16 protein-coding genes and 1 tRNA gene are annotated in these 12690 nt (G+C 72.6%); 12 read left to right on the top strand and 5 right to left on the bottom strand.

Annotated features, from left to right (window positions below):
• Positions 1-250 precede the first annotated feature (250 nt).
• The 6 genes from ACIRVH_RS15005 to ACIRVH_RS15030 all read left to right on the top strand — a co-directional run bounded on the left by ACIRVH_RS15005 (position 251) and on the right by ACIRVH_RS15030 (position 4972).
• The gene (locus ACIRVH_RS15005; RefSeq protein ID WP_403952600.1) at positions 251-1075 is read left to right on the top strand and encodes an SDR family oxidoreductase; all 825 of its coding nucleotides are present in this window, start codon (positions 251-253) and stop codon (positions 1073-1075) included.
• A gap of 388 nt (positions 1076-1463) precedes the next feature.
• Positions 1464-3176, top strand: coding sequence for a SulP family inorganic anion transporter (locus ACIRVH_RS15010; RefSeq protein WP_403952602.1), 1713 nt, complete (start codon positions 1464-1466; stop codon positions 3174-3176).
• Entirely contained in the window at positions 3176-3601 is a 426-nt protein-coding gene (locus ACIRVH_RS15015) for an ATP-binding protein (protein ID WP_403952604.1), read from the top strand. Before ACIRVH_RS15010 ends, ACIRVH_RS15015 begins: the two co-directional genes overlap by 1 nt.
• A 49-nt stretch (positions 3602-3650) precedes the next feature.
• Positions 3651-4046 (top strand): anti-sigma factor antagonist, encoded by a 396-nt coding sequence (locus ACIRVH_RS15020; protein ID WP_403952606.1) that lies wholly within the window; start codon positions 3651-3653, stop codon positions 4044-4046.
• Between the two features lie 49 nt (positions 4047-4095).
• Positions 4096-4461, top strand: a complete 366-nt coding sequence (locus ACIRVH_RS15025; RefSeq protein ID WP_403952608.1) for a zinc ribbon domain-containing protein YjdM — start codon at positions 4096-4098, stop codon at positions 4459-4461.
• A 160-nt stretch (positions 4462-4621) separates the two neighbouring features.
• Complete coding sequence (locus tag ACIRVH_RS15030; RefSeq protein WP_403952610.1) at positions 4622-4972, top strand: ArsR/SmtB family transcription factor; 351 nt, start codon at positions 4622-4624, stop codon at positions 4970-4972.
• A gap of 93 nt (positions 4973-5065) precedes the next feature.
• On the opposite strand, the gene ACIRVH_RS15035 is transcribed toward ACIRVH_RS15030, so the two are convergent.
• Positions 5066-5138, bottom strand: a tRNA-Ala gene (locus ACIRVH_RS15035).
• A gap of 182 nt (positions 5139-5320) precedes the next feature.
• On the opposite strand from ACIRVH_RS15035, the gene ACIRVH_RS15040 reads away from it, so the two are divergent.
• Together ACIRVH_RS15040 and ACIRVH_RS15045 are read left to right on the top strand one after the other, a co-directional pair.
• Positions 5321-5869, top strand: coding sequence for a helix-turn-helix domain-containing protein (locus ACIRVH_RS15040; protein WP_393474798.1), 549 nt, complete (start codon positions 5321-5323; stop codon positions 5867-5869).
• 131 nt (positions 5870-6000) lie between these two features.
• Positions 6001-7356 carry a serine/threonine-protein kinase gene (locus ACIRVH_RS15045; RefSeq protein WP_403952614.1) on the top strand — a complete coding sequence of 452 codons (1356 nt, stop codon included), beginning with the start codon at positions 6001-6003 and terminating at the stop codon, positions 7354-7356.
• Here the strand turns inward: ACIRVH_RS15045 and ACIRVH_RS15050 are convergent.
• Both ACIRVH_RS15050 and ACIRVH_RS15055 read right to left on the bottom strand, forming a co-directional pair.
• Entirely contained in the window at positions 7320-8582 is a 1263-nt protein-coding gene (locus ACIRVH_RS15050) for a hypothetical protein (RefSeq protein WP_403952617.1), read from the bottom strand. The two genes, ACIRVH_RS15045 and ACIRVH_RS15050, sit on opposite strands and share 37 nt — an antisense overlap.
• 304 nt (positions 8583-8886) lie before the next feature.
• Positions 8887-9015: a DLW-39 family protein gene (locus ACIRVH_RS15055; RefSeq protein ID WP_003999697.1), complete on the bottom strand. Its 129-nt coding sequence runs from the start codon at positions 9013-9015 to the stop codon at positions 8887-8889.
• A gap of 348 nt (positions 9016-9363) precedes the next feature.
• Here ACIRVH_RS15055 and ACIRVH_RS15060 point away from each other — a divergent pair, with 348 nt between their 5' ends.
• From ACIRVH_RS15060 to ACIRVH_RS15070, 3 genes are all read left to right on the top strand, one after another.
• On the top strand, positions 9364-9702 hold the full coding sequence (locus tag ACIRVH_RS15060; RefSeq protein ID WP_403952620.1) for a DUF6344 domain-containing protein: 339 nt from the start codon (positions 9364-9366) through the stop codon (positions 9700-9702).
• A gap of 169 nt (positions 9703-9871) precedes the next feature.
• A complete protein-coding gene (locus ACIRVH_RS15065) occupies positions 9872-10519 on the top strand; it encodes a UTRA domain-containing protein (protein ID WP_403952623.1) in 648 nt (215 codons plus the stop codon).
• Positions 10516-11286, top strand: a complete 771-nt coding sequence (locus ACIRVH_RS15070) for a glycosyltransferase family 2 protein (RefSeq protein ID WP_403953036.1) — start codon at positions 10516-10518, stop codon at positions 11284-11286. The genes ACIRVH_RS15065 and ACIRVH_RS15070 overlap by 4 nt, the downstream gene beginning before the upstream one ends.
• Here the strand turns inward: ACIRVH_RS15070 and ACIRVH_RS15075 are convergent.
• Complete coding sequence (locus tag ACIRVH_RS15075; RefSeq protein ID WP_403952625.1) at positions 11268-11492, bottom strand: ferredoxin; 225 nt, start codon at positions 11490-11492, stop codon at positions 11268-11270. The genes ACIRVH_RS15070 and ACIRVH_RS15075 overlap by 19 nt on opposite strands.
• Before the next feature lie 70 nt (positions 11493-11562).
• Positions 11563-12033, bottom strand: a complete 471-nt coding sequence (locus ACIRVH_RS15080) for a hypothetical protein (RefSeq protein WP_403952628.1) — start codon at positions 12031-12033, stop codon at positions 11563-11565.
• Between the two features lie 169 nt (positions 12034-12202).
• On the opposite strand from ACIRVH_RS15080, the gene ACIRVH_RS15085 reads away from it, so the two are divergent.
• Positions 12203-12679, top strand: coding sequence for a hypothetical protein (locus tag ACIRVH_RS15085; RefSeq protein ID WP_403952630.1), 477 nt, complete (start codon positions 12203-12205; stop codon positions 12677-12679).
• Positions 12680-12690 lie beyond the last annotated feature (11 nt).

A 12690-nucleotide genomic window follows, 5' to 3' on the forward strand; every position in this document is an offset into this window, starting at 1 on the left:
AATCCCCTTTGTGGGGGGGCCCGCCCCGGGGGGGGGGGGGGGGGGGGGGGGGGGGGGGGGGGGGGGCGCCGGGGGGGGGGGCCCCCCCCCCCACGGCTCGTTCTTGCCGCCCCTCGTTCGTTCCGGTCTGCGGACCGCATACGCGCCTTGAATGGATATTCACCCCATATGCGACATAGTTGTATAGAAAGTGATCAAGTATCCCGAGAGGCGGCCCGGCCCGCCCCACCCTCCTCACAAGGACCGCCCCTTGAAGACCGTCGTCGTCACCGGAGCCACCAGCGGCATCGGCAAGGCCACCGCGCTCGACCTGGCCGCCCGCCGCTTCCACGTCATCGGCACCGCCCGTACCCCCGACAAGGCCGAGAAGCTCATGGCCGCCGCGGCCGAAGTCGGCCTCACCGTGCGCACCGTCCTCCTCGACGTGACGGACCGGCGCTCCTGCCAGGACGCCGTCACGGAGATCGACGAGCTGACGGACGGGGGCCCCTGGGCCCTGGTCAACAACGCGGGAATCGCACCGGTCGGCGCCTTCGAGGACGTGTCCGAGGAGGACGCCCGGGACGCCCTGGAGGTCAATCTGCTGGGCGTGGCCCGGATGACCCGGCTGGTGCTGCCGGGCATGCGGCGCCGGGGCGAGGGGCGGATCGTCCAGATGAGTTCGCTCGGGGGGCTGGTCTCGGTCCCGTTCACCGGCTGGTACTGCGCGAGCAAGTACGCGCTGGAGGGCCTGACCGACAGCCTGCGCATGGAGATCGCCGGCAGCGGCGTCCACGCCTGTCTGATCGAGCCCGGCTTCATCAACACGCCCATGCTCTCCAAGGGGCTGGCGGATTTTCCGGCCGACTCGCGGTACGCGCACGGCTACATGGCCGCCCGCCGGCTCGTCGCCTCGTGGTCACCGCCCGGCCCGGAGGCCGTCGCCCGCACCGTGCGCCGTGCCCTCCTCGCCCAGAAGCCGCGCCGCCGCTACCGCGTGGGTCCCGGGGCGGTACCGGCCCCCCTGCTGCGTCTCGCGCCCGCCGCCTTCAGCGACCTCGTCGCCCGCACCGCCCTGCGTCTCAAGAAGGGGTGAGAGGGCGCCCGTGACGGGCGCTTCGACCGATCCGGCCCGGGCCGGCGGCCGCTGCCGTCAGGCCGCCATGGGATGCCGGACGGCGTCGGTGGCAGATGCCGCCGGAGCGGCACGTCCCGCGGCGCCCGTATGACGGAGCAGAGCTGGACCTGCCCGTTCACGGCCCGCACCGGAGACTGACGGCCCCGTGCCGGCACGTCGGTTCCGGATACAGGAATTGCCAAATTTCGCAATTGCTTAGATGCTATGTCTGCTGTGCTCGCAGGTAGCCGCGGGCACAGCTTCTGCCCGTCTCGCATCCGGCGGGGGTTCTGCAAGGAGGTCGAGGGGTCGTGTCGGTTCCGCTGTGCCTCAGCTCCACGCAGGTGGAAGCGCCGGTCACCGCCCGATGAGTACGGCGTCGAACACGGCGTTCGCCCGGTCGGTCCGGGGACGGATCGCCTCGCTGCTGCCCTCCCGCTCCGATCTGACCCGGATGCGGCGTGATCCGCGCCGGGACCTGCTCGCCGGGCTCACCGTGGCGATCGTCGCGCTGCCCCTCGCCCTGGGCTTCGGTGTCTCCTCCGGGCTCGGTGCCGAGGCGGGCCTGGCCACCGCGGTGGTCGCCGGCGCGCTCGCGGCCCTGTTCGGCGGGTCCGATCTGCAGGTGTCGGGACCGACCGGGGCGATGACCGTCGTCCTCGTACCGATCGTCGGCCGGCACGGGCCCGCCGGGGTGCTCGCCGTCGGGCTGATGGCGGGCGTCATGCTCGTCGCCCTGGCCGCGCTGCGGACCGGGAAGTACATGCAGTACGTGCCCGCGCCCGTGGTGGAGGGCTTCACCCTCGGCATCGCCTGCGTGATCGGACTGCAGCAGGTCCCGAACGCGCTCGGCGTGGCCAAGCCCGAGGGCGACCGGGTGCTCGTCGTCACCTGGCGGGCGGTCGAGGAGTTCGCGAAGACGCCGAACTGGACCGCCGTCGGCCTCGCGGTCGCCGTGGCCGCGGTCATGCTGGCCGGTGCCCGGTGGCGGCCGACGATCCCCTTCTCCGTCCTTGCCGTGATCGCCGCCACCGTCGTCGCGCAGGCCGCCCGGCTGGACGCGGCCGAGCCGATCGGCGACCTGCCGTCCGGGCTGCCCGCACCCTCCCTCTCCTTCCTCGACCTCGGCTCGCTCGGCTCCCTGCTCGCCCCGGCCGTGGCGGTCGCCGCGCTGGCCGCCCTGGAGTCCCTGCTGTCGGCGTCGGTCGCGGACGGCATGACGGTGGGGCAGAAGCACGACCCGGACCGCGAGCTGTTCGGACAAGGCCTGGCCAACATCGCCGCCCCGCTGTTCGGCGGCGTACCGGCCACCGGGGCGATCGCCCGTACCGCGGTGAACGTGCGGACCGGAGCGAGCTCCCGGCTGGCCGCGTTCACGCACGCCGCCGTCCTCGCGGTGATCGTCTTCGTGGCGGCACCGCTGGTGGCGAAGATCCCGCTGGCGGCGCTGGCCGGCGTCCTGCTGGCCACCGCGATCCGCATGGTCGAGGTCGGCTCGCTGAAGGCGATGGCCAGGGCCACGCGGTCCGACGCCGTGATACTCGTCCTGACCGCGGTCGCGACCCTCGCCCTCGACCTCGTCTACGCCGTCATCCTCGGCCTGGTCGTCGCCGGCGCCCTCGCCCTGGGCGCCGTGGCCAGGCAGGCCCGCCTGGACCAGATGCCCCTCGACCGCGGCGACCACACCGCCGAGGAGCACGCGCTGCTCGCCGAGCACATCGTGGCGTACCGGATCGACGGGCCGCTGTTCTTCGCCGCCGCGCACCGCTTCCTGCTGGAACTGACCGAGGTCGCGGACGTACGGGTCGTCGTGCTGCGCATGTCCCGGGTGTCCACGATGGACGCGACCGGCGCCCTCGTCCTCAAGGACGCCGTCGAGAAGCTGAACCGGCGCGGCATCCTCGTCCTGGCCTCCGGCATACGCCCGGGCCAGCGCCAGGTCCTCGAATCCGTCGGCGCCCTCGAACTGCTGCGGCACGAAGGCCGGGACCACGCCACCACACCCGAGGCCCTCGAGGCCGCGCGGAACCACCTGGAGCACGCCGGAGTCCTGCCCGCCCAGCCCGCCGCGGAGGCGTGATGCCGAGGGAGGCCGACGTCCTGCCGCTACGGCATGTACTCACCCTGCCGGCCGTGCCGGCGGCGGTGCGCACGGCCCGCGAGACGACGGAGCAGGTCCTGACGGAATGGGGGATCGGGCTGCGGCACCCCACCGCCGGCCCGGCCCTGCTGATCCTGAGCGAGCTGGTGACCAACGGCGTGCGGCACGCCGCCGTGCTCTCCCCGCAGCTCACCGTGGTCTACGCGGCGAGCCGGGACTGCCTGTCCTTCGCCGTCCACGACCGTCACCCCTACCAGCCCCAGCTGTACGGCGCCCTCGCCGACACCGGGGCCGGCGGGCTGGCCACCGTCATGGAGCTCACCCTCGGCCTGGGCGGCACCGCAGTCGTGCGCGCACACGCCGACGGCAAAGGCAAGGGCATCTGGATCACCTTGCCCCTGTGACCCCGGACCACAGCCCCTCCCCGCCACCGCACGAGGAAGTTCCATCCGCATGACCATCGACTGGCGCTACACCATCGAGCAGGATCTCGGCATCCTCTCCGTCACCGGCTACCTGGGCCCGGAGGCGGTACGCCGTTTCGGCGGTGCGATCGGCTGGGTCGTCGCCCGCGGCACCGGACCGGTCGTCCTGGACCTGACCGAGCTGCGCGGCTGGTCCGCCGAGGGCCAGCTGGCCATCACCGAGGCCGCCCGCCGCCTCGCCGATTCCGGCCGGAGCCTGGAGCTGGCCGCCATACCCGCCGACGGGTCCCTGGTCCCGGCCGGTGACTGCCCGGACATCCCGGTCCACTGCGACCTGGCCGCCGCGCTCGCCGCCCACGGCCGAGGGCCGTCGGCTCCGGAGGAGGGGCAGCAGGAGTGGCGCACCGACGGCTGGCCCGCCTGACACCCACATGACATCCGTAGCGGCTCACTGAATGAAAGAGACTGTTCCCATGAGCGAAAACCTTCCCTCTTGCCCCGAATGTTCCGGTACGTACACCTACGAGATGGGTGCACTCCTCGTCTGCCCCGAATGCGGCCACGAGTGGTCGACGGCCGAGGGGGCGACGGCCGAGGGGGCGGCCGACGTGGGCGGGGACCGGGTGATCAGGGACGCGGTCGGTAACGTGCTCGCCGACGGCGACACCGTGACCGTGGTGAAGACGCTCAAGGTCAAGGGCAGCCCGACCGGCATCAAGGCGGGTACCAAGGTGCGCAACATCCGGCTCGTCGACGGCGTGGACGGCCACGACATCGACTGCAAGGTCGACGGGTTCGGCGCCATGCAGCTGAAGTCCGGCGTGGTGAAGAAGGTCTGAACCGCGCTCCCGGCATCCGTGCGGCCCGCCTCCTCGGTGCGGGTTCGGTTCTGCCGGTGCCGCGCGCGAGGATGGGGCGCATGTTCGTGACGAGTGGGTGGATGCGATGGCGAGTGGTCCGGCCAGTGGGGCCGTGCCGCGCTGGGGAGGGGACGGCAGGGTGAGTACGCCGCTCTACCAGATGAAGGCCGAGTTCTTCAAAACACTCGGTCACCCGGCCCGCATCCGCGTCCTGGAACTGCTGAGCCAGCGCGAGCACTCGGTGGCGGAGATGCTGCCCGAGGTGGGGATCGAGCCCGCGCACCTGTCCCAGCAACTGGCCGTGCTGCGGCGGGCCAACCTGGTGCGGACCCGCAAGGAGGGCTCGAACGTGTACTACTCGCTGACCAGCCCGGAGGTGGCGGAACTGCTGCGGGTGGCACGCACGATCCTGTCGGGCGTACTGGCGGGGCAGGCGGAACTGCTCGCCGACCTGAAGGCGGCCCAGCCGGAGGGGAAGCAGCCGTCGTAGCGCCGGCCCGGCACTCGCGCCCACACGATCGCGGGCCACGCACGCAAAGACCCCTCCGACCACGTTTCCGCAGTTCAGAGGGGTCATACGTTGTGGAGCCTAGGGGAGTCGAACCCCTGACATCCGCCATGCAAAGACGGCGCTCTACCAACTGAGCTAAGGCCCCGGAAAGGGAAGCGTCAGCCGGATCTTGCGTTCCGGCGGGCGCCGCAGACCAGAGTACCGGGTCACCCCCCGTATCCCGCAAAAAGATTGGGGGTCCCCGCGGATGACCACTCTCCGTAAGATGCTCGTCGTGGTTCGCTACAGCGAACCGCGGATTGTTTGGGGAAGCGATGGGGAGACGCAATGGACGCCGCACAGCAGGAAGCGACCGCGAGAGCGCGGGAGCTGCAGCGGAACTGGTACGGGGAGCCGTTGGGGGCGCTCTTCCGTAAGCTCATCGACGATCTCGGGCTCAACCAGGCCCGTCTCGCGGCGGTTCTGGGCCTGTCGGCCCCGATGCTGTCGCAGCTGATGAGCGGCCAGCGCGCCAAGATCGGCAATCCCGCGGTGGTCCAGCGGGTGCAGCTGCTGCAGGAGCTGGCGGCACAGGTCGCGGACGGCAGCGTCAGCGCGGCCGAGGCGACCGACCGGATGGACGAGATCAAGAAGTCCCAGGGGGGATCCGTGCTCAGCAACACCACTCAGACCACGAGCGGTTCGGGGGCACCGACGGTCAAGCGCGTGGTGCGCGAGATCCAGTCGCTGCTGCGCTCGGTGGCCGCCGCCGGCGACATCATCGAGGCCGCCGACACCCTCGCCCCGAGCCACCCCGAACTGGCAGAGTTCCTCCGGGTCTACGGCGCCGGCCGCACCTCGGACGCGGTCGCGCACTACCAGTCCCACCAGAACTGACCCCGGGGCCCGGTTCCTCGGAGGGGGTCCGGGGCCGGGCCCAGGGGCGTAAGAGGGGGGATGCAGGGGGCACAGGGGGTAGAGGGGGTACACGGGGAACGCGAGGCTAGGGGGAGGAGCGGCGGACTGTCATGGGTGAGGTCTTCGCCGGCCGGTACGAGCTGGCCGACCCGATCGGGCGTGGCGGCGCGGGTGCCGTGTGGCGTGCCTGGGACCACCGGCGCCGGCGCTATGTGGCCGCCAAGGTGCTCCAACAGCGCGACGCCCACTCGCTGCTGCGCTTCGTACGGGAACAGGCGTTGCGCATCGACCACCCCCATGTCCTCGCCCCGGCCAGCTGGGCCGCCGACGACGACAAGGTCCTGTTCACCATGGACCTGGTCGGGGGCGGCTCACTGGTCCACCTCGTCGGCGACTACGGACCACTGCCGCCGGCGTACGTGTGCCTCCTGCTCGACCAGCTGCTGTCGGGACTCGCCGCGGTGCACGCGGAAGGGGTCGTCCACCGGGACATCAAGCCCGCCAACCTGCTGCTCGAAGTGACCGGCACCGGCCGGCCGCGGCTCAGGCTGTCCGACTTCGGCATCGCCATGCGGTTCGGTGAACCACGGCTGACGGAGACCAACCTCGTGGTGGGCACGCCCGGTTACCTGGCGCCCGAGCAGATGCTGGGCTCCGACCCGGACTTCCCCGCCGACCTGTTCGCCGTGGGCCTGGTCGCCCTGTATCTGCTCGAAGGTGCCAAGCCCGACGCCAAGGCCCTGGTGCAGTACTTCGTGGAGCACGGAACTCCCGGCCCGCCCAAGGGAGTTCCCGAGCCTCTCTGGCAGGTCGTCGCCACCCTGCTCCAGCCCGACCCGATGGCCCGTTTCCGCACCGCCACGGGAGCGCGCAAGGCGCTCGCCTCCGCCGCCGAACTCCTGCAGGAGCCCGGCCCCGACGACGAGTTGATCGAGATCTTCGACCAACTCGGGCCGCTGCCCTCCGGGTTCGGCCCCGACGGCCCGCTCAAGCGCGCGTCCGGAGTCCGGGTACGGGAACCACAGTCGGCCACGGACACCGACAGCACCGGGAGACCGGCAGCCGACCCCCGCCTGAGCGACGGCGACTCGCAGCACTACGCGCTTCCCCCGATGTCGGACACCGGCAGCTTCCCTCTCCCGCCCCCACAGCCGACCCCGAGCCCCCAGCCGTACGCCCAGCAGGCACACCCCGGCACCCGGCACGGCATGCCCCCCGCCCCGGCAGCCCCGCCGCCCCCGGTCCCCGAGGCGCAGCCGCACGTCGACACCTCCACCGCTTCGTACACCGCTCAGGACCCGCGGATCCCGCCTCCCGCGTGGCCGACAGGAATGCCCCGCGCGCACGGCCGCCGGGCCCGCCGCGCCGCCCGCCGCCCCGGTCCCCCGGCCAAGGCGGCGATCCCGATCCTGCTTCTGGCGCTGGCCTGCTACGCCGTGGGCTTCTGGGCGCTGACCCGCATCTGAGCCCGCCGGGCCGCCACGGTCCACCCGCCCAGCACCAGCAACAGCACGGTCCCGGTACCGATCCCCCCGACGGCCAGCGCCCGCATCGCGGTGTCACCGCCGCCGGTGCTCCCGGTCGCCGCCACCACCCGGTCCTGTTCCGTGAGCGTGAAGACGTCGTCCGGCACGGGTCGCCCGGCGTACCGGGGCCCGCTCCGCCCTTGCCCGTCGAGCCGTACCCGCAGCGTCACGTCGTACGGCCCCTGCCCGAAGGTGTCGGCCATCTGCTCGCTGAGGTGCACGACCAGGTAGTAGTCACCGGCGAAGCGCATCGCGCTCTCCCCGGTGAGCACGGCGTACCGGTTGGCGTACTCGACCGGCGGCAGCGGTGCGAGGGCGACGGGCTTGCGGGAACCGGTGTAGCCGAGCGAGGCGTCGTCGGCGAGTCCGCGGACCGGGTTGTAGAGCGACAGGTTCAGGGCGCCGCCGACATAACCGTGGCCGCTCGTGGAGCCGTCCAGTTCGGCGACGGCGTGCACCCGGCGTCCCCAGTCGACCGGCACCTTGTAGAAGAGGGTCCGCCCCGGGGTGATGCGGGTCCGCCAGACTCCCTCGCCCAGCAGGCGGGCGGTGGTGAAGCCGGTGCCGCCGGTCCGGTCGCGGGGGTCGCCGGCGAGAGGCTCGGGGGAGGCGGAGTCCCAGGCCTGGGGCGCGGTGGTGGGCCCCGCCTTCGCCAGGCGGGGTTCCGTGACCGGCTTGATCTCCAGATCCCATGGCTGCGCCTGGCCCGCCGTACCGGAGTCGACGCGTTCCACGAGCACGTAGTACGTCCCCGCGCCCGGGCACAGCGTCCGGCCGGGCTCACGTTCGGCCAGGGCCGTGACCGGACGGGGGCTCAGTGCGGCGCCGAAGCGGGCGGAGGCGTTGGAGCAGGAGCCGCCCGAGGCGTCCTGGACCGAGACACGGATGCCGTCGGTGGCCGTGACCGTGGCGTCGGCGGCAGGTACGGCGGTGACGGGAACGTACGCCGTGGTGGTCGCGGTGGCGAGGTCCAGGCGGTAGAAACGCCTGCCGTTCCTCGGGAGGGAACTGCGGTAGGTCCGGCCGGGCTCCAGCCCTGGGGCCTCGGCGGGGCTCGCCGCGCCGGTGACCGGCAGCGCATCCGGAGCGAAGGCGTACGCCCCCGGCTCGCCGGCTGCCGCGACCCCGCCCGGCAGTGCGGCCACGGCGCACAGCACGGCGCTCACGACAGCCGCCCGGCCGCCCCGCCGCCACCATGTCGTACGCCCTCGCCCCCGCACGTGCCACCCCTCCGTCGCCGCGTACCCGACCGGGGCCCATCCTTCCCCGGGCACCCCTGCGCCATCCGTGGAATCCGTACGACCGTCCGAAACACCCGCCCCGTCCGTCCCCGTGTCTCCGCGCCCCGCAGGAACGCCTACACCACCCGCCGGGGACCCGCAACACGAGTCGTACCGAGGGACCCGCCCGGACAACACAAAACCCCGACCGCGCAGGCGGCCGGGGTCTGATCAGATTCTGGATCGGTACTCACGAACCCGTGGGCACGGAGTCAGTCGCCTCCGTCCACAGGTCCTGCTCGGCGCGATCCGCCTGGATCTGGCGGTACACGAGGAGCCCGCCGATGGCGGCCAGTGCGACCAGGAGCAGCTTCTTCACCGCGCGACCTCGTCTTTCCTTGACGTAGGGGACCTCTGGCGCCCGACTATACACACCGACCGATATCGATCGGTGACCTGCGCCGACCCCCAACTCCCGCCCCCGGAAGCGCAATAGACCAGGTCGGCGCCGCTCCGATCGGAGGGTGATCACACCCCCACGGACCGTGACTTTGCTCCCCCTTCGCACTCCCTCACCTGGTTTTGGCGCTTTTCCGACCTTCTTGCGTCCATCCGAGTGGTGTTCATCGGAACATCGACGCGCCACGGGCGGAGGTCCACCACTTCGCGAACCTCATACACATCATGAGGAAAGTACGCAAATCGCCCAACCCGAAAGTGAGGGGCCATGACCCAGAACAAGGTCATGAAGCTGTGGACCGCCATCGTCACCGCCTTCTTCGCGCTGTGCACGGCGCTCGGACTCGCCACCGCCACCGCCACCACCGCGACGGCCGCACCCCGGACCGAGAGCCCGCAGAGCACCACCGCGGAGCGGACGGTCCCGACGATCACGGCGATGCACCCCTGGGCCTGGTCCCATGGCAAGTCACTGCCCCCCACGATGAAGCAGCGGATCCGGGCCGAGGCCCACGGAAAGTCCCCCAGTTGCCGGCACCGCCCCCTCGACGAGACGGAAGCGCAGACGGACCCGGCGAACCAGACCACGGCACCCCTCGACTGCTGAGCCGCACGGCAGCACGCAGCACCGCAGACGTTTCGACATGACGGCGACTTGCGTACGCACCAGTCGACACGGACAGACCCCCGGCCGGGACGGCCGGGGGTCTTGCGCGTTTCACGGGACCACGACCGCCAGGTCGTCGGGTCCTCTTCAGGAGTCGTAGCCTGGACGCGTGGCCAGGGCCTACGAGGAGATCGCGGACGACAGGCCGCCCGGGCGCGACACGTATGTACGGCGTCCTCGCACCCGGGTGGTGCGCGACAGCGGCCGTCACCAGTGGGAGAAGGACCGGGCCCGGCAGCCCCGGACCACCCGGGCCGCGACCGGCGCCACGGAGCACGACACCGGTCTGGTGTCGGCCGACCTCGTCTTCCTCGCGCGCTACCGCACCATCGAGGCACCCGCACCGCTGGCCGAGGTCTTCGGCGTGCCGGAGGGAACACCCCTCCTGGAACGGAGCTACCGCACGCGGTGCGCGGCGGAGACGGCCCCCTTCAGTCTCGTCACCTCTTATCTCCTGCACGCCGTGGCGGCGGCCGACCCCGACCTCCTGGACGTGTCCAAGGAGCCCTGGCCCGGCGGCACCCACCACCAGCTCGCCACCGTGGACGTGGAGATCGACCGTGTCGAGGAACGATTCACCGCGCGTCCGCCGACCCCGGAGGAGACCCGGGAGCTGGAGCTGCCGGCCGGCAGCGCGGTGATCCTGGTCCGGAAGACCTCGTACGACACCCGCGGCCGGGTCGCGGAGGTCTCCGACGTCGTGCTGCCCGGCGACCGTACCGAACTGCTCTTCACCACTCGACTGGAAAGGTGGTGAATGCCGCCGTGCCCCGGCGCATCACCGTAGTCACCGCTGTCCACGCCCCGTCCGCCCGCTTCCTGCCGGAGGCCCACAAGTCCCTGTGCGAGCAGTGGCTTCCGGACGGCTGGGAGTGGAACTGGGTGATCCAGGAGGACGGTACGACGGACGCGGTCCGCCCGTACGTCCCGGACGACGAGCGGGTGAGCTTCCGTCAGGGCCGGCCGGGCGGGCCCGGTGTCGCCCGCACGATCGCGCTGGCGCACGCCACCGGGGAGTACGTGAAGGTCCTGGACGCCGACGACCAGCTCGCGCCCGGCGCCCTCGCCCGCGACCTGGCCGTGCTGGAGGCGGACCGCACGATCGGCTGGACGACCTCCCGGGTCCTGGACCTGCTGCCCGACGGCTCCACGGCCGGCTTCCCCGGCGACCCGGACGACGGCCCGGTCGAGCGCGGGGCGGTCCTCCGCTTCTGGCAGGACAACGGGTTCCGGGCCCAGGTGCATCCGGCGACGCTCTTCGTCCGCCGGGACCTGCTGACGGCCCTGGGCGGCTGGATGGCCCTGCCCGCCTCCGAGGACACCGGCCTGCTGCTGGCGCTGAACGCGGTCAGCCGCGGCTGGTTCTCCGCCGAGGTGGGGCTGCTGTACCGGAAGTGGGAGGGGCAGGCGACCGGGCAGGCCTCGCACGTCGACCCGGCCGAGCGGGAGGCGCGCATGGCCGTGGCGGAGGCCAGGGCGCGGGCGCTCGCGGACTTCGGGTGGACCTACCCCGCCGGTGGCTGACCGCGGCCCGCTCCGTCCCGTCCGGTGAGCACGATGGCCTGCGAGGGACATTTCTCGGCCGCCTCGCGCACCTGTGGATCCTCCCCGGACTCTTCCCGGCCGGGCCGGACCACGCCGTACTCGTCCTCGAACGCGAACACGGACGGGGCCCGGTGCGCGCACTCGGCGGAGCCGTAGCACGCGGCACGGTCGACGGAGACCTTCATACGTCCTCCAGCCTCGACTGACGTTCAGGACGTCACTGCCCCTGTGGGCCGCCCGGTGAACCGGTGCTTCCTAGCCGCGCCGCGGCCCGCCCGCTGCGGCGAGCCAGTGGGCGACCCGGCGGACCGTCGGTTCGTCGAGCCGGTCGACCAGCGCCCGCACCGCCTCGGCGTCCTCGGGGGAGAGGTCGTACAGACCCGCCTTGCTCAGGCCCGCCATGAGCACCTGGTGGCGGCGGTCCGACATCCGCTCGGCGAGCTTGGCCGGCGCCTCGGGGCGGGCCGGGGACGCCTCGGGCGCGGACGGCTGGGCGGCCGGGGTGTCGAAGCGGCGCCAGGCGCCGTCCTGCGGACCCCACACCGCGACCGTCACGTCGGCTCCGCGCGCGCGTACGGTCTGGGCCATGTCTCCCACGGCGTAGAGCACCGGGGTTCGGTCGGGGGACTCCGCGCCCACCCGCCAGGAGGCCTGGGAGGGCTGGTAGAACATCGCGACCCAGCGCGGGGTACCGGGAGGTTGCGGGCAATCAGGACGATTCACCATGGCACTCATCCCTTCGGGAACGGCAGGCGGGCCGACCCTAGCTGACGGACCGTCAGGTTTCCAGGGCGATCCGCGGCACGCTTCTGGCCTCTTCACGGCCGGCATGGCACCCTGCCCGCGCCCCGTCCCCGACAGCACACGGAGCCGTCTCGGCAGAGGGAGAGCGAAGATGAGCGGACTCGAAGAGGCAGTGACCAGGGCCGCGGCGCCGGCGGCGCTGAGAAGGATCCACGCCGACCGCGCCCGCAGCGCGTACGACCGTGCCGCCGCCACCTGCCGCCACGCCGGTGTCACCCAGGAGGCCGCCCAGCTCGTGCCGACGAGCCCCGTCGGCAGGGCCGCGGCCGCGCTGCGCCTGTCGGCCGGATCGCTGGACGCGCTGACGGCGAGTGCACCCGATCCCGCGGCGGACGCCCGCTGCGCCCGGAACGCCGCCGCGGCGGCCGCCCTGGCGGCCCAGGTGGCCGCCGCGCGCGACACCGCCGGCGCCGCCCCGGCCCTGCGCGCCGCTCTGACCGCCTCCCAGGCGGCGGCAGCCGCCGCGGGCGGCACGGCCCCCGGCCGGAACGCGGCACTGAACGCCACGGCCGACGAGGCCGAACACCATGCCGTCACCGCCGCCCGCACGGCGGGGTGGATCGACTAGGAGGCGATCGT

This window comes from Streptomyces sp. NPDC101165 (assembly GCF_044768135.1).
Classification (GTDB): Bacteria; Actinomycetota; Actinomycetes; order Streptomycetales; family Streptomycetaceae; genus Streptomyces.